General features: G+C 70.9%; 15 protein-coding genes. 5 read left to right on the top strand and 10 right to left on the bottom strand.

The genetic code is table 11. The annotated features are described in order from the left end of the window. Positions 1-49 precede the first annotated feature (49 nt). The 5 genes from C1N91_RS07095 to C1N91_RS07075 all read right to left on the bottom strand — a co-directional run bounded on the left by C1N91_RS07095 (position 50) and on the right by C1N91_RS07075 (position 5,947). Complete coding sequence (locus C1N91_RS07095) at positions 50-823, bottom strand: type 1 glutamine amidotransferase (protein ID WP_137767166.1); 774 nt, start codon at positions 821-823, stop codon at positions 50-52. Then, complete coding sequence (locus C1N91_RS07090) at positions 820-2,079, bottom strand: MurT ligase domain-containing protein (protein WP_137767165.1); 1,260 nt, start codon at positions 2,077-2,079, stop codon at positions 820-822. The genes C1N91_RS07095 and C1N91_RS07090 overlap by 4 nt, the downstream gene beginning before the upstream one ends. 4 nt (positions 2,080-2,083) lie before the next feature. After that, complete coding sequence (locus tag C1N91_RS07085) at positions 2,084-3,382, bottom strand: RNA polymerase sigma factor (RefSeq protein ID WP_137767164.1); 1,299 nt, start codon at positions 3,380-3,382, stop codon at positions 2,084-2,086. 192 nt (positions 3,383-3,574) lie between these two features. Beyond that, positions 3,575-4,900 carry an MFS transporter gene (locus C1N91_RS07080; protein ID WP_137767163.1) on the bottom strand — a complete coding sequence of 442 codons (1,326 nt, stop codon included), beginning with the start codon at positions 4,898-4,900 and terminating at the stop codon, positions 3,575-3,577. A gap of 114 nt (positions 4,901-5,014) precedes the next feature. Beyond that, positions 5,015-5,947 carry a proteasome assembly chaperone family protein gene (locus C1N91_RS07075; protein WP_137767162.1) on the bottom strand — a complete coding sequence of 311 codons (933 nt, stop codon included), beginning with the start codon at positions 5,945-5,947 and terminating at the stop codon, positions 5,015-5,017. 76 nt (positions 5,948-6,023) lie between these two features. On the opposite strand from C1N91_RS07075, the gene C1N91_RS07070 reads away from it, so the two are divergent. The 3 genes from C1N91_RS07070 to sucB all read left to right on the top strand — a co-directional run bounded on the left by C1N91_RS07070 (position 6,024) and on the right by sucB (position 10,620). Further along, the gene (locus tag C1N91_RS07070) at positions 6,024-7,505 is read left to right on the top strand and encodes a leucyl aminopeptidase (protein WP_137767161.1); all 1,482 of its coding nucleotides are present in this window, start codon (positions 6,024-6,026) and stop codon (positions 7,503-7,505) included. Positions 7,506-7,658: 153 nt separating this feature from the next. Beyond that, complete coding sequence (gene lpdA, locus C1N91_RS07065; protein ID WP_058728609.1) at positions 7,659-9,032, top strand: dihydrolipoyl dehydrogenase; 1,374 nt, start codon at positions 7,659-7,661, stop codon at positions 9,030-9,032. A gap of 73 nt (positions 9,033-9,105) precedes the next feature. Next, entirely contained in the window at positions 9,106-10,620 is a 1,515-nt protein-coding gene (gene sucB, locus C1N91_RS07060) for a 2-oxoglutarate dehydrogenase, E2 component, dihydrolipoamide succinyltransferase (RefSeq protein WP_137767160.1), read from the top strand. Between the two features lie 148 nt (positions 10,621-10,768). On the opposite strand, the gene C1N91_RS07055 is transcribed toward sucB, so the two are convergent. Then, positions 10,769-11,719, bottom strand: a complete 951-nt coding sequence (locus C1N91_RS07055) for a hypothetical protein (RefSeq protein ID WP_137767159.1) — start codon at positions 11,717-11,719, stop codon at positions 10,769-10,771. A gap of 127 nt (positions 11,720-11,846) precedes the next feature. Here C1N91_RS07055 and C1N91_RS07050 point away from each other — a divergent pair, with 127 nt between their 5' ends. Beyond that, positions 11,847-12,560 carry a DUF4191 family protein gene (locus tag C1N91_RS07050; RefSeq protein WP_058728606.1) on the top strand — a complete coding sequence of 238 codons (714 nt, stop codon included), beginning with the start codon at positions 11,847-11,849 and terminating at the stop codon, positions 12,558-12,560. A 359-nt stretch (positions 12,561-12,919) separates the two neighbouring features. Here the strand turns inward: C1N91_RS07050 and C1N91_RS07045 are convergent, their stop codons facing one another. Beyond that, a complete protein-coding gene (locus C1N91_RS07045) occupies positions 12,920-13,390 on the bottom strand; it encodes an RDD family protein (protein ID WP_137767158.1) in 471 nt (156 codons plus the stop codon). A 143-nt stretch (positions 13,391-13,533) separates the two neighbouring features. On the opposite strand from C1N91_RS07045, the gene glnA reads away from it, so the two are divergent. Then, on the top strand, positions 13,534-14,958 hold the full coding sequence (gene glnA, locus C1N91_RS07040) for a type I glutamate--ammonia ligase (protein WP_058728604.1): 1,425 nt from the start codon (positions 13,534-13,536) through the stop codon (positions 14,956-14,958). 510 nt (positions 14,959-15,468) lie between these two features. Here the strand turns inward: glnA and C1N91_RS07035 are convergent. The 3 genes from C1N91_RS07035 to C1N91_RS07025 are packed head-to-tail and all read right to left on the bottom strand — an operon-like array spanning position 15,469 to position 20,109. Next, the gene (locus C1N91_RS07035; protein ID WP_058729964.1) at positions 15,469-16,893 is read right to left on the bottom strand and encodes a UDP-glucose dehydrogenase family protein; all 1,425 of its coding nucleotides are present in this window, start codon (positions 16,891-16,893) and stop codon (positions 15,469-15,471) included. Then, the gene (locus C1N91_RS07030; RefSeq protein ID WP_137767157.1) at positions 16,890-18,467 is read right to left on the bottom strand and encodes a glycoside hydrolase family 26 protein; all 1,578 of its coding nucleotides are present in this window, start codon (positions 18,465-18,467) and stop codon (positions 16,890-16,892) included. The genes C1N91_RS07035 and C1N91_RS07030 overlap by 4 nt, the downstream gene beginning before the upstream one ends. Further along, entirely contained in the window at positions 18,460-20,109 is a 1,650-nt protein-coding gene (locus C1N91_RS07025; protein ID WP_137767156.1) for a glycosyltransferase family 2 protein, read from the bottom strand. The genes C1N91_RS07030 and C1N91_RS07025 overlap by 8 nt, the downstream gene beginning before the upstream one ends. Positions 20,110-20,554 lie beyond the last annotated feature (445 nt).

Raw genomic sequence — 20,554 nt, 5'->3', positions numbered from 1 at the left:
ACCGCGCCTCCCGTCCGTTCGTGGGTCGCGTGGGTGTGGGTGGGTCGCGTCAGGCGATCCGCTTGAACGCCTTGTCGACGTAGCGGTCGATGGTCGCGCGCGCCTCGCGCGCGTACCGGTCGATCGTCGCCGTGCGCTCCGGGTCCGCGACGTACTCGCGCCCGAGGCGGGTGGTCGCCGCGGACAGCACCGCATCGGTCAGCTGCGGGTTGAGCGGCAGGATCGGGCCCTGCGTGTGCGTCCCGAAGGACGCGCCCGCGAACGCGCCCTCGACGGCGGACCCGGCCTGGTTGCCGCCGCCGGAGACGACGTCGGCGAAGGGCTCCACGCCCGCGCCGAGCTCGATCCGGGTCGCGTGGTCCTCGAACCCCGCGAGACGCTTCGGCGCTCCCGGCAGCACCGGGTAGCGCGTGTCGAGCACGAAGTAGTTCACGCGGCGCTCGGCACCGCGGACGGCCCGCGCGTCGAACACACCGAAGCCCGCGACCGGCGAGCCCTCGGTGGGGACGACCTCGTTCGTCGCGAGGTCGAAGCCACCGCCGACCGCGACGACCGGCACACCGGACGCGGCGAACTCGCGGAGCGGCGCCCCGATGCGCGCGACGTCGGCACCGAGCGAGCGCATCGCACTGAGCGGACCGTTGCCCACCACCACGACGTCGGCCGCGGTCGGCAGGTCGTCACCGGGCGCGTACTCGACGACCTCGGTCGTGATGTCCGCGGCCTCGGCACGGCGCCGCAGGGCGACGACGTTGCCGCGGTCGCCCGAGACACCCATCTGACGCGGGTAGACGTGCAGGATGGTCAGCCGGTCGGCCGTCATGCGGTCTTCTCCATGTCGCCGTGGCCCAGGGCCTTGCGGGCGATCATCATGATCTCGTAGTTGACGATGAAGTTCTTCGTGCCCGACGTCGTCGAGCCGAGCTGCTCCATGTGCCGGATCGCGGCCTCGACGTCGGGCTCGACACGGCCGATGCGGACACCGGCGTGCTCGAGCGCGATCGCGATCTGCCACGCCTTGTCACCGGAGACGACGTCCACGTGGTCGAGCTTCGAGAAGTCGATGTCGTAGATCCACGAGATGTCCGGCGTGCCCTCGTCGATCGCCATGAGGACCTGCTCCGGACGGTCCGGCAGGGCGTCGAGGTTGAGCTGCAGGCTGGCCGCGTTCTTGAACATCGTGAACTCGGCGGCCTCGCCGGCGATGGGCAGCCGCTCACCGCGGCCGTACGCCGGCTTCATCGTGCCGAAGGCCTTCGTCACGGCGTCGGCGCGGAACTGCGCGCCGAGCGCGGCACTCGCGGTCGCGGTCGCAGCAGCTGCGTCCACCGCGTAGTGCAGACCGCGCGCCGGCAGGCGGACGGGGATGTCCACGCCGTCGAAGCGGATCGTCGCACCGTCACCCGTGTTCGCGACGACCTCCGACTCCGCCGGGTTCGGCTCGCCGGCGGTCCGGTCGAAGTCGTCGGCGTTCTGCAGGCCGTTCGGCGCCGCCGCCACGACCTCGGTGCTCGCACCGAAGCGGAGCACGCGCTGCCCGGAGCGGGCGTCGTAGGCGTCGAGGAACTGGTCGTCGCGGTTCGTGATGACGTTCGCCGTCGACAGCGCCGCGGTGTCGAGCATCATCGTCGCGACGCGCTCGGTCTCGAAGAACCGGTAGAGCTGGTCGACCTGCACGTTGAGCATCGTCACCGTCGAGGGCGACAAGATGCCGGCGAGCTCGACCGCGAAGGCCTCGTCCACCTCGAGGATGCCGATGTCGGCCTTGAGCCTGCCGGTCAGCGACACCTCGGACAGCAGCGCCGAGGCGATGCCCTGCGGCAGGTTCGCGCCCGACGGGTTCGTGAACACGCGGAGGCCGTGCGCGCGGACGATGTCCGAGATCATGTGCGTCGTCGTCGACTTGCCGTTCGAGCCGAGCACGAAGACGACGCCGTTCGGGAACTGCTTCGTCACGTGCTGCAGGAAGTCCGGCACGAGCTTCAGGACGATGTACCCCGGGTAGGCGGACCCGCCGCCCCGCGCACGGGCGAGGGCGCGGAGGATCCGCCCGACCAGGATCGGGATGAGGAAGCGCATCGGCCTACTCGAGGTAGTCGCGGAGCGACTGCGACCGGGACGGGTGGCGGAGCTTCGCCATCGTCTTCGACTCGATCTGACGGATGCGCTCGCGCGTCACGCCGAACGTGTCACCGATCTGGTCGAGGGTCTTCGGCTGGCCGTCACCGAGGCCGAAGCGCATGCGGATCACGCCCGCCTCGCGCTCGGACAGGGAGTCGAGCAGGCTCTCGAGCTGCTTCTGCAGCATCGTGAAGCCCACCGCGTCGGCCGGCACGACCGCCTCGGTGTCCTCGATCAGGTCGCCGAACTCCGAGTCGCCGTCCTCACCCAGCGGGGTGTGGAGCGAGATGGGCTCGCGGCCGTACTTCTGGACCTCGACGACCTTCTCCGGGGTCATGTCGAGCTCGCGGGCGAGCTCTTCCGGAGTGGGCTCGCGACCGAGGTCCTGCAGCATCTGGCGCTGCACGCGGGCGAGCTTGTTGATGACCTCGACCATGTGCACCGGGATGCGGATCGTGCGGGCCTGGTCGGCCATGGCGCGGGTGATCGCCTGACGGATCCACCAGGTGGCGTACGTCGAGAACTTGAAGCCCTTCGTGTAGTCGAACTTCTCGACCGCACGGATCAGACCGAGGTTGCCCTCCTGGATGAGGTCCAGGAACTGCATGCCGCGACCGGTGTAGCGCTTCGCGAGCGAGACGACGAGGCGGAGGTTCGCGCCGAGCAGGTGCGACTTCGCGCGCTGGCCGTCGCGGGCGACCCAGCGGAGCTCGCGCTCCTCGGGCTTCGACAGGCCCGTCGAGTGCTGCAGCTTGTCCTCGGCGAACAGGCCGGCCTCGATCCGCATCGCGAGCTCGACCTCCTGCTCGGCGTTGAGGAGCGCGACCTTGCCGATCTGCTTGAGGTAGTCCTTGACCGGGTCGGCGGTGGCGCCGGTGATGGTCGTCGAGTAGACCGGGGCCTCGTCGTCGTCCGACTGCGAGATGACGAGCGCACCCGCGGCGACCGCTGCGGCGGCGTCCGGCTTGGCGTCCTTCTCCTCGGACTCGGACTCGGTGTCCTCGGCGTCGTCCGTCGCGTCGACGGCCTCGTCCGCGGGCTCGACGGCCTCGTCGTCCTCGTCCTCGTCGTCGGCCTGCTTCTTGGCGCGCGTGCTGGTCTTCTTCGGCGCGGCCTTCGCGGCGGTCTTCTTCGTGGCGGTGGTCTTGGTGGCGCGCTTCTTCGGCGCAGCCTTCCCCTCGGCCGCGTCGGCGTCGTCCGCCGCGACGGCCTCGGGCTCGGTGTCCTTCGTGGGATCGATCGTCGTGCTCCGGGCAGCCATGCGATCACCTCTCTCGTCGTGCCACGTTCGTGGGGTCGTGGCCTCCCTCGCCGCCCAGGGCCTGGGCCGCGGTCCCCCGCGTCGTCAGGTCCTACCGTTCCGGGCAGCATGAGGACCCATGTCAAGTCCCCCGGTTTCCGCGGCGCGACGAGGCGACGTGGACACGGGGGGCCCGAACGGGTCCGTCCTCCATTATTGCACGGCCTTCTTCCGCAGGCGCGCAACGAGTGCAACCCAGAGCGGGCCCACCCGTATTCCGTCCTGTGCGTGCATCTCCCGCCGGGTCCGTCTGCGGGCGAGCAGCAGCATGACGACGCCGAACCCGACCACGACGTACTGCACGGTGAGCGCGACGCGGAAGTTCTCCCAGGCGAACACCGTGCGACCCGTCACGCCCGACACGGCGTCGAGCAGCGTCCCGATGAGGAACATCATCACGAAGGCGGCCAGGAACCCCCCGACGTTCACGACCCCGTTCGCGGAACCGAGCGAGCCGACGGGATTGAAGCTGCGGGCGAAGTCGAAGCCGATCAGGGACCCGGGGCCACCGACGCCCATCGCGAGCACGAGCAGCACGAGCAGCCACGTCGGCGGGTGGCCCGGCCAGAGCAGCACTGCCGTCCAGACCACGCCGAGCGCCAGGACGATGCCGAGCACCAGGTTCGACCGGCGGAGCGGGAACCGGGCGCACAGCACGCCGAGCACCGGCCCCACGACGAAGCCCGTGACGACGATCACGGCGAGGAAGCCCGCGGCCTCGGACGGGGTGTAGCCGAGGCCGCGCAGCATCGGGACGCCCCAGAGCAGCGAGAACACCGTGCCGGACGACTGCGTGACGTAGTGGGACCAGAACCCGAGCTGCGTGCCGGGGCGACGGAGCGCGTGCCCGAACGTGCGGAAGGCCCCGCGCCACGAGTGCGGCAGGGGCAGCGGGATGGTGTCCGTGCGCACCGCGACGGGTCCGTTGCGGACGAAGACGACCGCCAGCACGAGACCGACCAGGCTCGCAGCCGCGGCGACCCCGAACGCCGGGGTCCACCCCGCGGTGTGCAGCAGCACGGCGAACGGGAAGGCCGACAGCACCTGCCCGATCTGACCGAGGTTGCCCGTCCACTGCGAGATCTGCGGCAGGATCCGCCCGGTGAACCACATCGGGACGAGGCGGATCACCGAGATGAACGTCATCGCGTCGCCCGCCCCGACGAGCACTCGGCCCGCGATGGCCGGACCGATGGTCGGCGAGAACGCGACGACGGCCTGCCCGACCACGAGCAGCGCGGCGCCGAGCAGGACGAGCTTCCGCGGGCCGACCCGGTCGAGCGCGATGCCGACCGGGATCTGCAGGCCGGCGTACACGGCGATCTGCACCACCGCGAGCGTGGACAGGACCGCCGCCGAGACCGCGAAGCGGTCCTGCGCGTCGACCCCGGAGACACCGAGCGACGAGCGCTGGACGACGGCGAGGACGTAGGCGAGCACCGCGACGCCCCAGACGAGGAAGGCACGGCGGGAGTTCACCCGACAAGGCTACCGACGCGCGCCCCGCGCCCGACCCACGCTGTGGAGGACGGGAGGCTCGGTGCGGGCTGTGGAGGAGCCTCCAGGCCGGACGCGGTGCCGGTCAGCCCGCCGTCAGTCGGTCGGTGCGTCGCCGTCGGACCGACGGTCGGCCAGGAAGCGCTCGAGCTCGGCCGCGATGGCGTCGGCGGTCGGGACCTCGCCGTCGACGTTCGTGAGGGGCGACGCGACCGGGTTGCCCTCCATGTAGGTGTCGTGCCGCTCCTCGAGCACGCCGACCAGGCGCTGCAGCTCGGGGTTGCCCGCGACCTGCTCGTCGACGCGGGTACGGAACTCGCGGTCCGACTCACGCAGGGCGTCGGTCGGGAAGATCAGGCCGGTCGCCGCCGAGATGCTGGACAGCGCGGTGACCGCGGCGTCGGGGAACTCGGTGTCGCCGAGGTAGTGCGGGACGAGCAGGACGAGCCCGGTGACCTGCTCGCCCAGCTGCGTCAGCCGGTGCTCGACCAGGTGCAGGACGTTCGCGGGTGCCTGGGTCTCCGGCTTCCAGACGCTCATCTGCTCGATGAGGTCGGCACGCGTCCCCGACACCGTCAGGCTGATCGGGCGCGTGTGCGGGACGGGCATCGGGATGGCCTGCAGCCAGGTGGTGTCGGCCACGTGCAGGCGCTCGGCGAGCCCCGTGACCGCGTCGACGAAGCGGTTCCACTGGAAGTCGGGCTCGTACCCGGTGAGGAAGAGGAACGGCTGCCCGAGCTCGTCGCGCACCAGGTGGAGGGCCAGACGCGGCGGCTCGACGGCGGTGATGTGGTCGTGCTCGAACGTGATGACCGGACGGCGGGCACGCCAGTCGAGCAGGACGTCCGGGTCGAACTCAGCGACCAGCTCGTGCTCGAGGCCGTCGAGGATCGACGCCGCGACCTGCGCGACGGCACCGCCCGCGTCAACGAAGCCGGTCAGGCCCGCGACCAGGTGCAGCCCGGCCGGGACGGTCGGCGCGCCGTCGGGAGCGGAGTACAGGTCCTCGGGGTGGTTCACCGTCCCCATGCTAGGCGGCACCCCCGACCGGTCCCGCGCACTGACCCGACGCTCTCGGCGAACACGTGCTGGCTAGGCTTGGCGCATGGTCCGACCGACGCTCTCCACCACCACCTCGACCCCCTCCGACGTCGCCGCCGACGTCCTCGTGCTCGGCGTCCGCGCGGGCACCGACGGCGGCTCCCCCGCGATCGTCCCCTCGGCCACCGGGGCGCTCGACGCCCTCGCCGACCTCGACCTCGGGTCCATCGGCGTCACCGGCGCGAAGGACCAGCTCGTCCGCCTGCCCGGGACCGGCGTCGCCGCCACCGGCATCGCACTCGTCGGCCTGGGCTCGACGGTCGACGCGGCGTCCGTCCGGGCCGCCGCCGGCAGCGCCGTCCGACAGCTGCCCCAGGTGTCGTCGATCGCGCTCGCACTCCCCACCGACAGCGCCGAGCTCGTCGACGCCGCCCTCGAGGGCGCGGCACTCGGTTCCTACGCCTTCACCCGCCACAAGGGCACGGGCACGACCGCCCCGACGCGGGGCGACCAGCGCATCGAGGTCGTCGCACCGGCCGACACCGCCGCCGACACCACCGTCCGCCCGGCGATCGTCGCGGACGCGGCAGCGCTCGTCCGCGACCTCGTGAACACGGCCGCCGGTGACCTCGGTCCGGCGGACGTCGCCGACGTCGCGGTCGCCCAGGCGGAGGGCCTGCCGCTCACCGTCGAGGTCCTCGACGAGCAGCAGCTCGAGGAGCAGGGCTTCGGCGGCATCCTCGGCGTCGGGCGCGGGTCGGAGCGACCGCCGCGCCTGGTCGTCGTCCGCTACGAACCGGCGTCGGCCGCGAAGCACCTCGCCCTCGTCGGCAAGGGCATCACCTTCGACTCCGGCGGCCTCTCGCTGAAGCCCGCCGCGTCGATGCTCGGCATGAAGACCGACATGACCGGCGCCGCGACCGTGCTCGCCGCGACGATCGCCGCCGCGCGCCTCGGGCTCGACACCAGGGTCACCGCCTGGCTCTGCCTCGCCGAGAACATGCCGTCCGGCTCCGCGACGCGCCCCGGCGACGTGCTCACGCTCAAGAACGGCAAGACCGTCGAGGTCACCAACACCGACGCCGAGGGTCGACTCGTCCTCGGTGACGGCATGGCCGCCGCCTCGCTCGAGCAGCCCGACGCGATCGTCGACGTCGCGACGCTCACCGGTGCGCAGGTCGTCGCACTCGGCGACCGCACCACCGGCCTGATGGGCAGCGACGACCTGGTCGCCCGTGTCCGTGCGGTCGCCGACGCCGTGGCCGAGCCGATCTGGCCGATGCCGCTGCCCGAGGAGCTCGACGCGCGACTCGCCAGCGACGTGGCCGACATGGTCAACGCGACGGTCGGCAACCCGGCAGGCGGCATGCTCCTCGCCGGCAAGTTCCTCGAGCGCTTCGTCGGCGAGGGCATCCCGTGGGCGCACCTCGACATCGCCGGGCCCTCCGAGCACAAGGGCGGCGGGTACGGCTGGCTCGGCAAGGGAGCGACCGGCGTCATGGTCCGGACGCTCATCGGGCTCGCAGAAGAGCTCCAGTCCAGGTAGTAGGTTGGTGTCCGGCGGGCTGCGCACCGACGCGCGTCCGCCGGAACCAGCGGGACGGGACCGGAACCATGCGGTCCGACCGTCGGACGCCGCCGCCGCGGTGTCCAGTGGGGTCCGACCGGGATCCCGACACGCACGAGGGAGTTGCACCAGGTGACGGAACAGACTTACGACGTCGTGGTCCTCGGTGGCGGCAGTGGTGGCTACGCCGCTGCGCTCCGAGCCGCTGAGCTCGGCATGAGCGTCGCGCTCATCGAGGGAGACAAGCTCGGAGGGACCTGCCTGCACCGCGGCTGCATCCCCACCAAGGCGCTGCTCCACGCCGCCGAGGTCGCCGACGCAACCCGCGACGCGGAGAAGTACGGCGTCGTCGCCGAGTTCGCCGGCGTCGAGGTGCCGAAGGTCATCGACTACCAGCAGGGCGTCATCAGCTCGAAGTACAAGGGCCTGCAGGGGCTCGTGAAGGCCCGCGGCATCACCGTCGTCGAGGGCTGGGGCCGCCTGACCTCGCAGAACACCGTGCAGGTCGGCGACCAGACCGTGACCGGCAAGAACGTCGTGCTCGCCACGGGTTCCTACTCGAAGTCACTGCCGGGCCTCGAGATCGGCGGCCGCGTGATCACGTCCGAGACCGCATTGAAGATGGACTACGTGCCGAACAAGGTCGTCATCCTCGGTGGTGGCGTCATCGGTGTCGAGTTCGCCAGCGTCTGGAAGTCCTTCGGCGCCGAGGTGACCATCGTCGAGGGCCTCCCCCACCTCATCCCCGCCGAGGACGAGTCGATGTCGAAGCAGCTCGAGCGCGCGTTCCGCAAGCGCGGCATCGAGTTCTCGCTCGGTGTCCGCTTCGACCACGTCGACCAGCACGAGAACGGCGTGGTCGTCACGCTCGAGGACGGCAAGACCTACGAGGGCGACGTGCTCCTCGTCGCGGTCGGCCGTGGCCCGCTGACGCAGAACATGGGCTTCGACGAGGTCGGCGTCGCGATGGACCGCGGGTTCGTCACCACGAACGAGCGCCTCGCCACCAACCTGCCGAACGTCTACGCCGTCGGCGACATCGTCCCCGGCCTGCAGCTCGCGCACCGCGGCTTCCAGCAGGGCATCTTCGTCGCCGAGGAGATCGCGGGCCTGAACCCCGTCGTGATCTCGGACACGAACATCCCGAAGGTCACCTACTCCGACCCCGAGGTCGCGTCGGTCGGTCTCTCCCAGGCCAAGGCCGAGGAGCAGTACGGCAAGGACAAGGTCGACTTCTACGAGTACAACCTCGCGGGCAACGGCCGCAGCCACATCATCGGGACCTCGGGTGCCGTCAAGGTCGTCCGCGTCGTCGACGGCCCGGTCGTCGGTGTCTCGATGATCGGCGCGCGCGTCGGCGAGCTCATCGGTGAGGCGCAGCTCGCGGTGAACTGGGAGGCGCACCCGGAGGACGTCGCACCGCTCGTCCACGCCCACCCGACGCAGAACGAGGCGCTGGGCGAGGCCTTCCTCCACCTCGCGGGCAAGCCGCTGCACGCGCTGTGACGACCACGTCCACCGTGCGCACCGAGACAATGACATCCACCACCACAGCAACCCGCGAACAGGAGCCCACCCGATGAGCGAATCCGTCAACCTCCCGGCGCTCGGCGAGAGCGTCACCGAGGGCACGGTCACCCGATGGCTGAAGAACGTCGGTGACCGGGTCGAGGTCGACGAGCCGCTGCTCGAGGTCTCGACCGACAAGGTCGACACCGAGATCCCGTCGCCGATCGCCGGCGTCGTCGAGGAGATCCTCGTCCAGGAGGACGAGACCGTCGAGGTCGGCACCGCGCTGGTGAAGATCGGCGACGGTTCCGGCTCGGGTTCCGACGGCGGTTCCTCCGACGAGCAGGGTGCGGACCAGGACGCCGCTGCCGCCGAGCAGAGCGAGCCGGAGACGGCTCCGAGCACCGAGCAGGGCGAGGAGCAGAAGGCTCCGGAGCCGCAGCGCGCCGACCCGACCCCGGACGGTCAGACCCAGCCGGCCGCACCGCAGGCACCGTCGGCTCCCCCGGTCCCGCAGGCTGCTCCGGTCCCGCCGCCCGCCGCCGTCCCGGCCGCGGTCCCGGCTCCGGCTGCCGCGCCGGCCCCGGCCGCCGCACCGGCCCCGGCCGCTGCTCCGGCCGCCTCGGGTGCGACCGCCTCGGCGTCGGTGCCCAACCCGAACCAGGACGCCTCGGCCTCCGGCTACGTCACGCCGCTCGTCCGCAAGCTCGCCAACGAGCAGGGTGTCGACCTGTCGACCGTCACCGGCTCCGGTGTCGGTGGCCGCATCCGCAAGGAGGACGTGCTCGCCGCCGCCGCGAAGGCGTCGTCCGCCGGTTCGTCGGCTCCGGCCGCCGCTGCCGCCGGTCCGTTCGTGGCCGAGACCTCGCCGCTCCGCGGAACCCGCGAGAAGATGTCGCGCCTCCGCAAGGTCGTCGCCGAGCGAGCCGTGCAGTCGATGACCTCGACCGCGCAGCTCACCAGTGTCGTCGAGGTCGACGTGACGAAGGTCGCGCAGTTCCGTGACGCGAACAAGGCGGAGTTCCTCGAGAAGACCGGTTCGAAGCTCAGCTTCATGCCGTTCTTCGCCCTCGCGGCGTCCGAGGCGCTCAAGGCGCACCCGAAGATCAACTCCACGGTCGAGGGCGACGAGATCGTCTACCCGGACCACGAGAACGTCTCGATCGCGGTCGACACCGAGCGCGGTCTGCTGACGCCGGTCATCAAGGACGCCTCGGGCCTGTCGCTCGCCGACTTCTCGAAGGCGATCGCGGACCTCGCCGAGCGCACTCGGAACAACCAGCTCAAGCCGGACGAGCTCGCCGGCGGCACCTTCACGCTGACCAACACCGGTTCGCGTGGCGCGCTGTTCGACACCCCCGTCGTGTTCCTGCCGCAGTCGGCGATCCTCGGCACGGGCATCGTGACGAAGCGCCCGGCGGTCGTCAAGGTCGACGGGCAGGAGGCGATCGCGGTCCGTTCGTTCGTCTATCTGGCCCTGTCGTACGACCACCGGATCATCGACGGTGCGGATGCGTCGCGGTACCTCGTCGCGGTGAAGAACCGCCTCGAGGAGGGCAACTTCGGCCCGAACCTCGGGTACTGATCCGACGGTCCGATCCGCGCCGGACGGCCCCGTTCCCCTCGTGGGACCGGGGCCGTCCGGCGTTCCGGGCACCGTCCGGCGGCTCGGGGCCGTCCGGCGTTCCGGGCACCGTCCGGCGTTCCGGTCGGCGTCCGGTGTCCGGCGCCGGTCAGCGGAGGTTGGTCGCCGCGGTGACGAGGCCGCCGGCGACCACCGCGCCGACCACGGCGTGCCGCACCGGCACCCGGTGCCGGTGGCCCACCGGGACCCCTCGCTCGAGGACGTCGAGCACCGCCCGGGTCAGCATCCCGACGACGCCGGTCGGCACGATCGAGTCGACCGACCAGGCTCCTGCTCCGGCGGGTTCCTCGTCCGGGAACGTCGGGGCCGGCACGTCCCAGCGCACCGGTCTGGGAGGAGCGGCGCCGACGACGAGGCCGAGCGCCCCGGTGACCGCGTCGGCATCCCCGTCACGGGCAGTGTCGAGGGCCGGGTCGAGGGTGTGCCGCGCCTCCGACCGGGAGTCGACACGGTCCCAGACCATCCGGGCGGCCGTCACCAGCTGTCGGGCACCGTCGAGGTCGCGAGGGTGCGGCAGACCGGCTCCCGCGTGGGCGCTCGAACCGGCCTGCTCGCGAGTGCTCGAACCGGCTTGCGCGCGGGTGTCGGAACCGGCTTGCGCGCGGGCGCTCGGACCTGGCTCCGCACCGCTCTCGGCGCCGGGAGCCGCGGGCGGCCCGTCGGCGCAGGCATCGACCGCCCCGGGAGGGCGATCGGCCACGACGATCGCTCCGGTCTCGTCGACCCCGACGGCGCCCAGGGCCACGACACCGAGCTCGACGGCACCCGATCGTGCCCGCGCAGCGAGCTCGAGCAGGGGCACCGTGAGGGTGACGGCGACGCCCTCGGTCGGGACCCCGAGCACGTCCAGGGTGTCCTCGAGTGAACGGGTCGCCGGGTGCAGCACCTCGGCCGCGAGGTGCCCCTGCGGACACCTGCCGACGCGGGTCACGGGCGCGAGGTGCGGGCCGACGCCCGCCGCGCGGTCCGCGACCCACCTCGAGAACGCGACCGGATCCCGTGCGCCGCACCACCGTCTGCTGGCTGCCGTCGTGTCCATGGTGAGGAGCCTCGCCGAGGTGGGGGGAGCCTCCAGGCCGGAAGGCGGGATCTGTGGAGGACGGTGTTCGCCCACAGCCTGGTGGTCGGCGGTCTGCGAGCGATGGTCGAGGCCGTATCCTGGTCGCATGGCACGCAGCACTCCCCAAGCAACGACGGCGAAGGAGCCGGGTCGTCTCAAGCAGATGTACCAGGTCTTCACGATGACCCGTCGGGCCGACCCGAAGTCCGTCTGGTGGTTCCTGCTGGCGTTCGTCGGCCCCGTCGTGGCGGGCGTGCTGCTCGCGCTGCTCCTGCCGGGGCAGAACTGGCTGGCGATCACGCTGTGGATCGTTGCCGGCGTGCTGCTCGGTGTGCTGCTCTTCCTCATCGTCCTCGGCCGCCTGGCCGAGCGTGCCGCGTACTCGCAGATCGCCGGGCAGCCCGGTGCCGTGGGAGCGGTCCTGTCGAACTCCTTGCGTCGTCAGTGGCGTTCGAGCGAGATGCCCGTCGCGGTGCACGGTCGGTCGCAGGCCGCCGTCTACCGTGCGGTGGGCACCCCCGGCGTCGTGCTCATCACCGAGGGGCAGCGCGGCAACCTGAAGCGCCAGGTGGACGAGGAGCGCCGCAAGGTCCAGCGGATCGTCCCGAACGTCCCGGTGCACGTGGTCCACGTGGACGACGACGAGGACGGCGTGACGCTGCACAAGCTGCCCCGGGCGATGAACAAGTACAAGAAGGCGCTCAACCGGAACGAGGTCCTGGCGGTCGCGAACCGTCTCGACTCCCTGACGCACAGCCCGGCCGCGGCGATCCCGAAGGGCATGGACCCGATGCGGGCGCGTGCCGGCCGACCGCGCTGATCGACCGACCCCCTGATCGCCGACGCCCCCGACCGTGCCAGGTCGGGGGCGTCGCCCGTTCCGGGGAGCCCGGCGTCCCGGGCACCGGCGTCTCGCGCGTGACCGTCCGCCCGCCTGGCCGACGTTGCACGCGTCGATCGACGCGTGCAACGTCGGATGATGCACACGCACAAGATGTCCACGCATCGTTCGACATCGCGCGCGTCGATCGACCAGCGCGATGTCGAACTCCACGCCGCGTGCTGCACCGGGCGAGACGACGCCCAGCACACCCGAGCCGCCGCGCCCACCACGCCCGGCAGCCGCCACGGCCGAGCGAAGCGCGCGCCGCGCCCGGCGCCGCCGCGCGCTCCCGCCGGTCAGCGCCGGACGAGCACCGTCCCGGCGATGCGGTCGTGCGCGCCACGGCTGTCTCGGTCGATGATGAGCGCCGGCACGACCAGGCAGAGCAGCACCGTGCGGACGATCGGCCGCCACACCCCGACGTAGCCGCCGCGGATCGGGACGACGCGGAGCCCGACGCACAGGTGGCCGAACGACCCCGAGAACGTGCAGATGAACAGCACCTGGAGCACGGCGAAGATCGCGAGCTGGATCCACGTGTGGGCGATGTCACCGGAGCCCTCGAGCGGCGACCACACTCCCGTGACGTAGGCGACGAGGTTGGCCAGGATCCCGTCGATGAGCAGTCCGACCACGCGGCGGCCGATGCGGCCGACGCTGCGCGGACCGTCCTCGGGGAGGCCGAGGTCCTTGCCGGGCCAGCCGTCCGGGTGCTCCCCACCGGGGTGTGCGGAGGACGCCGAGGGCGGGGTGGTGCTGCGGGCCATGCTCCAAGGGTAGGCGACCGGCGACCCCGTAACACGCACGAAACAATGCAGTCATGTCCGGGAAACCCGGTGTCAATAGCCTCGTCGGAGGGTGCACCCGCGGCACCTCTCGCCATCACCTACCCCCCAGGAGATCGACACACATGTTCAGCGATTCCTCCGAGGTGCTCGCCTTCATCAAGGACACGGACGTCAAGTTCCTCGACATCCGCTTCACGGACCTGCCCGGTGTCCAGCAGCACTTCAACATCCCGGCGTCGACGGTCGACGAGGACTTCTTCTCGGTCGGTCAGCTCTTCGACGGTTCGTCGATCCGCGGTTTCGCGTCGATCCACGAGTCGGACATGCAGCTCATCCCGGACGTGACGACGGCGTACATCGACCAGTTCCGTGCCGAGCGCACGCTGATCATGATCTTCGACATCTACAACCCGCGGAACGGCGAGATCTACGGCCGCGACCCGCGTCAGGTGGCGAAGAAGGCGGAGAAGTACCTCGCGTCGACGGGCATCGCGGACACCGCGTTCTTCGCCCCCGAGGCCGAGTTCTACATCTTCGACGACGTCCGCTACTCGGTCACCCAGAACAAGTCGTTCTACTCGGTCGACTCGGAAGAGGGCGCCTGGAACACCGGTCGCGAGGAAGAGGGCGGCAACCTCGCCAACAAGACCCCGTACAAGGGCGGCTACTTCCCGGTCTCCCCCGTCGACAAGACAGCGGACCTGCGCGACGACATCACCCTCAAGCTGATCGAGGCAGGTTTCGTCCTCGAGCGCTCGCACCACGAGGTGGGCACCGGCGGCCAGCAGGAGATCAACTACAAGTTCGACACGATGGTCCACGCCGCGGACGACATCCTGAAGTTCAAGTACATCGTCAAGAACACGGCCGACCAGTGGGGCAAGGTCGCCACGTTCATGCCGAAGCCGCTCTTCGGCGACAACGGCTCGGGCATGCACACCCACCAGTCGCTCTGGAACGACGGCAAGCCGCTCTTCTACGACGAGAACGGCTACGGCGGTCTCTCCGACACCGCGCGCTGGTACATCGGCGGCATCCTGAAGCACGCCCCGGCGCTGCTCGCCTTCACGAACCCGTCGATCAACTCGTACCACCGCCTGGTCAAGGGCTTCGAGGCGCCGGTCAACCTGGTCTACTCGGCCGGCAACCGCTCCGCTGCGATCCGCATCCCGATCACGGGCACGAACCCGAAGGCGAAGCGCATCGAGTTCCGCGCGCCGGACGCCTCGGGCAACCCGTACCTCGCGTTCGCCGCGCAGCTGATGGCGGGCCTCGACGGCATCCAGAACCGCATCGAGCCGCACGAGCCGGTCGACAAGGACCTCTACGAGCTCCCCCCGGAGGAGGCCAAGGGCATCCCGCAGGTGCCGGGCTCGCTCGACGAGGCGCTCGAGGCGCTCGAGGCGGACCACGAGTTCCTCACGAAGGGCAACGTCTTCACCGAGGACCTCATCCAGACGTGGATCGACTACAAGCGTGAGAACGAGATCCTCCCGCTCGCGCAGCGTCCGCACCCGTTCGAGTACGAGCTGTACTTCGGCGTCTGATCCTCCGCACGAACGGCTGATCCCCTCGGGTCACCACGAAGGGCCCCGCACCGTCAGGTGCGGGGCCCTTCCGCGTGCACGGCGCGCTGGGCGGGTGAGTCGACCGCGGGAGCGACAGTGTTCGGCGAACCGTTCGCGGTGCGCTGTCGCTTCCGCGCCAGGATCCGGCGGCGCGCTGGGCACGCGGCGCGCTGGGCACGCGGCACGCATGCGGGAGGCGGGCGGGGCACTGGAGGGCGACGGCCTGGAGGACCGGTGCCGGCCCGGCGGGCGGGCGCCGCGCCTCCAGGCCGTCGCCTTCGCTCGCCCGTTCCTTCCCATCACGGTCGCGATGGCAAGGAAGAACGGGCGTACCTGGTCGGGACGGACCACCAGGTACGCCCGGGATCACCAGGTGTGCCCGGACTGACCAGGGACGACCACCGCGCGCCCGGGCCAAGCGGAGCACCCGGACACGCGAGAGCGGGGCCCGCGCCGCCCCGGCACGGACCCCGCTCCTGGCGGTGACGACTAGCGCGCCGTGGCCAGCACGTCGTTCGTCCCCGCCGCCACGCTCACGGGTGCACCCGTGACCGGCGTGGGCCGCCCCAGGGAACGGACGGACCACCCCGCCTCCACCCAGTCGGCGACCGGGAGGCAGTTCCGCGCGTCGATGACGACGCGACGACCGACGATCGCCCCGAGCGCCACGGGCGACGCCTGCACGACCTCGTCCCACTCGGTCAGGACGAGCACGACGTCGGCGGCCTCGACGGCGTCCTCCTTCGTGGCGGCGTACGACAGCGTCGGGAAGGAGCGCCGGGCGGTCTCGTTGGCCTCCGGGTCCCACAGCGTCACCTGGGCACCGCGGAGGTGCAGCGCGGCTGCGACGTTGAGCGCCGGCGAGTCGCGGACGTCGTCGGTGAGCGGCTTGAACGCGGCTCCGACGACGGCCACGCGACGGTTGAGCACCGACCCCCCGAGGGCCTCGATCGTCATGTCGATGACGCGCTCGCGCTGCCCCATGTTGATCTCGTCGACCTGCTGCATGAGCCCGACGACCCGACCGGCGCCGATCTCGTTCGCGCGGTGCATCAGGGCGCGGATGTCCTTCGGCAGGCAGCCACCGCCGAAGCCGAGGCCGGCGTTGAGGAACTTCCGGCCGATGCGGACGTCGTGACCGAGGGCGTCGGCGAGCGTCGTGACGTCGGCGCCGGTGATCGCGCACATCTCGGAGATCGCGTTGATGAACGAGATCTTCGTGGCGAGGAACGCGTTCGCGCTGACCTTGACGAGCTCGGCGGTCGCGAGGTCGGTCGTGATGACCGGGGTGCCCTCGGCGATCGGTGCGGCGTAGACCTCGCGGATGACGGCGTCCGCCGCGGCCGAGGCGCCGCCCCAGACCAGGCGGTCCGGGTGCAGGGTGTCGTCGACGGCCTTGCCCTCGCGGAGGAACTCCGGGTTCCAGACGAGCTCGGCCTGGATGCCGGCCGGGCTGAACTCGCGGACGATGCCGCGGAGCCGCTCGGCGGTCCCGACCGGCACCGTGGACTTCCCGACGATGAGCCCCGGGTGGGTCAGGTGTTCGGCGACGCCCCGGGTGGCGGCCTCGACGTAGGTCAGGTTCGCGGCGTGCGACCCGGCCTTCTGCGGCGTGCCGACGCACACGAAGTGGACGTCCGCGGCGGCGACGGCCTCGGCGAGGTCGGCCGTGAAGCGGAGCTTCCCGGTGGCGACGTGCTTCGTGATGAGCTCCGGCAGACCGGGCTCGAAGAACGGCACCTCGCCGGCGGACAGGGCGGCGAGCTTCGCGGGGTCGACGTCCACCCCGATGGTCTCGAAGCCCATCTCGGCCATGGCGGCCGCGTGGGTGGCACCGAGGTAGCCGGTGCCGATGACGCTGATGACGGGGGCCGGCCGCACGTCGGCGGCGTCGGTCTTCTTCTGAGCGGTCACTGCTTGACCTCCTGCAGGTCGTAGTCGGTGTCGGTGCGGGCGATGCCCTCGGCGAAGGTCGCCAGGCTGTCGGCGCGGGAGTCGAGGCGCCAGTCGTTCGTGGTGCGGGCGCCGTCGACGATGGTGGTGGCCACCTGGCTGAAGTACGCGAAGCCGATGACGTCACTGTTCGCGGGATCGGCGAGGGCGTCGAAGAGCGAAGCGATCCACTGGGACTTCTGACTGTTCGAGACGGTGCCGCCGGTCTCGGTGGCGCCGATCTCGTTCAGCAGGATGTGCTTCCCCGGTGCCACCTGCCGGAGTTGCGCGAGGGTGGCGCCGAAGGTGGTCTGGAACGTGGGCTGCTCGGTGGCGGTGCGGTAGTAGCCGCTCATGCCGACCCAGTCGACGTAGTCGGCGCCCGGGTAGTACTGCCGCATGTAGTCGAGCGTCTGGTACTTCGGGTTGCCGAGCTTGTCGATGCGCGACGGCGACCAGTTCCAGATGACGTAGTCGTTCGCCCCGTTGGCCTGGAAGACGTCGTGCACGTGCTTCCACATCGCGACGTACGACCCCGGCGCGTTCTGCTGCTTCGAGGCCTCGGACCAGTTGTACCACTGGCCGTTCATCTCGTGGTCGAGACGGATGACGACGGGCATGCCGTTCGCCTTCAGGGCCTTCGCGTAGTTCGCCAGGTAGTCGTCGAACTTCCCGGAGACGATGTCCTGGTTCGTGTAGCCCGGGACGTAGGGCTGATCGTTGCCGGTCTTCGCGGGCACGGTCTCCCACGTCATCAGCGGCAGGCGGCCGTTCGCCCACGACCGCTGGACGGCGCTGGCGTTGAAGTCCTGGTCGAACCCCTGGAAGAAGCCGACCATGTTCGTGGCCCGGCCGACCTCCTGCGTGACCCGGTCGTACTCGGCCCAGTTGAAGGGCGACTGCGTCGTGTAGAGCCCGTACCAGCGGGACTGCTGACCGAGGATCTGCGCCTTCGACGGGGTCGTGATCGGCTCGGACGCGACCGGGTCCTTCGACGGTCCGGCGTTGCCGCCGGTCCCACCGGACGACCCTGATCCCGAGCCGGTGCCCGAGCCGCCGCCGGAGCTGCCGGCGGCGGACCCGCCGGCACTCCCGCCCGAGCCCGACCCGCCGGAGGACGAGCCGGCAGCGCCAGAGCCGGAGCCGGAGCCGGAGCCGGCCTGCGATCCCGCGGCCGAGGCCTTCCCGCCGCTCGTCGCAGCACCGAGGTCGGACTGCAGCGCGGCGATCTGCGCCTTGAGCCGGGTGATCTCCTCGGCCCGCGACCCGGCCTGCGCACCCGAGGAGTCGAGCTTGCCCTCGAGCTTCCAGATGGTCTGCTGCGCGGCCTCGAGCTTCGCGCTCAGCTCGGCGGCGCTGGGCTGCTTCGCCTTCGGCGGGGTGACGCCGAGGGCGGTCTGCACGGCGCTCGACACGGGGCCGGCCGGCGACACCCAGACTGTCCAGGTGATCAGGCCGAGCACCAGGACGATCGCGACCGTGCCGATCGCGGTGCGACGGGCGTGCTTGCTGGACTGTGCCCACCACGTGCTGGTGGAACGGATGAGGTCAGACAATGAGGAACGCCTCCAGTGCGAAGACCGCGAACCCGATCAGGTACGGGATCGCCGCGTAGGGGTTGACACGACGGGCCTTGGCGGGCGCCGGGCGAGCGGGAGCGGGAGCAGCTGCCGCGGCCACCGCTGCCGACCGCCGCGTGGCGAGCACCGTCGCGGTCGAGTTCGTGGTGGCGTCGGCGCCGAAGAGCTCGTCGAACGCCCGGTCGGCCGCTGCCTGGTCGTCCGCGTCGACCCGGGAACGGAGCACGTCGGTGCGGTCCACGGACGGCAGACCGACGTCCACCGGACTGACCGGCGGAGTACCGAGGGCCACCGGCGGAGTACCGAGGGCGACCGGCGGCGTGCCGAGTGCGGTCGGCTGGACGGTGTCCGAGGGGTCCTCCTCCACCGGACCGCCAGCGTACGCCCCGGCCCGGGTCCCCCAGCCGGACGCGTGCGCCAGGCGGAAGAAGCCGATGAGCCGGATCGGCATGAGGAAGAACGTCGACACGATGATGAACATCGGCAGCCGGAAGAAATCACTCGGCTTCTCGGCCAGGTGTCGCATCTGGCGGATCGCCATGCTCAGCACGCTCGAGACCACCATCAGGCCGGCGACGTAGACGAAGCCCGTCGAGAAGCCGTACGGCTGCAGGATCCCCTGGTACAGGTTCTCGCCCTGCCCGGTGACGGCACGGTAGATCCAGCCGGCGATCACGCCGAAGAGCATGAACGGCAGGATGATGTCGGTGAGGAAGAACACCGCCAGGATCGGCGCGTGCCCGAGCATCCACGGGAGCATCCGCAGGGTGTTGTACTGCGAGCCGCGCGCCCAGCGCAGCTGCTGCTTGAACAGCTTCTTCACCTGCAGCGGAGCGTCGGTGTAGACGAGCGACGTGTACTGGTAGACGGTCCGGTAGCCCTCCTTGAGGGTCAGGTTCGTCAGGGTCCGGTCGTCGGACACCTCGAGGAACACGCCCATGAACTTCTCGTGCATGAACCGGTCCATGACGCGGACGAGGATGTTGCGGCGGAACGCGATCGTTCGACCCGGCAGGCACCCGATCTGGCCGAGGACGCTCTGCGCGGGCATCGAGTAGAGCGCCCGCGAGTTCTCCAGCCAGTCGGCCCAGCGGGTGATCCACGAGCGCGTCGGCTCGAGGATGCGCTGGCGGGTGGTGACGCCGCCGACCGACTCGTCGGCGAAGGGCCGCAGCAGCTCGGAGAGCGTCCCGGGCGTCCACACGGTGTCCGAGTCGACGAGGATCGTGATGTCACCGGTGGACATCTCGGTGCCGACCTTGACCGCGTTGCGCTTGCCCGGGATGGGCGTGTGGGTCCAGCGCACGAGCGGGGCGAACTCCTCGCAGACCTCCTCGAGCGCTTCGTTGCGGGCGCCGTTGATGACGACGATGATCTCGCCGGGACCCTGCTCGACCATGCGGCCGATCACGTCGCGGAAGAGGTCGAGCGGCTCGTCCACGACGGGGACGACCACGCTGGTGGTGCCGGAGTAGGTGCCGGTGAAGGGGCGGTAGCGGGCGGACAGGACGACCTTGAGCAGCCAGAGCAACCAGATCACCGCGGAGTACACGGCGAAGAGGTAGAACTCGGGGTGCCCTTCGACCATCTGCCGGATCTGCAGAATGAAGGTGAACATCGATCCCTGCTTCAACGTTCGAGGTGGGGATTCCGCATCGTCGAGGAACCGTGGACGGTTCGGGTGAGCCAATTGATGCAGAACCTGGACGTCGTCGCAACGCGTCCCCCGAGCGGGGGTGTTACCGGCAGGTTACGGGGTACAAGTCGGTCCCCCTCGGGGCACCTCACACCTGTCCGCACTGCTGCTGTCAGCAGGATGGTGGACCGGTCCACCATCGTGCAGAGCGCAACACGGCGTGCGGCACAGCCGAGAGGCACCGCTCACGTCGACAGGAAAGCCCTGTTGACGCTCGCATCCCCCCGTTCTGGGGGCGTCTCCACAGGACCGCGCTCGTCCGCCTCATCGGCGGCCGGTCACAGCCGGATCGAGGCGGGCGCGACCGTACCGAGCGGGGTACGTCACGAGCGGGGCAGGGGGACACCCAGCGACGCCCAGAATTCAC

This window comes from Curtobacterium sp. SGAir0471 (assembly GCF_005490985.1).
In the GTDB taxonomy this organism is placed as follows: Bacteria; Actinomycetota; Actinomycetes; order Actinomycetales; family Microbacteriaceae; genus Curtobacterium.
This window is presented reverse-complemented; position numbering and strand designations above follow the sequence as displayed.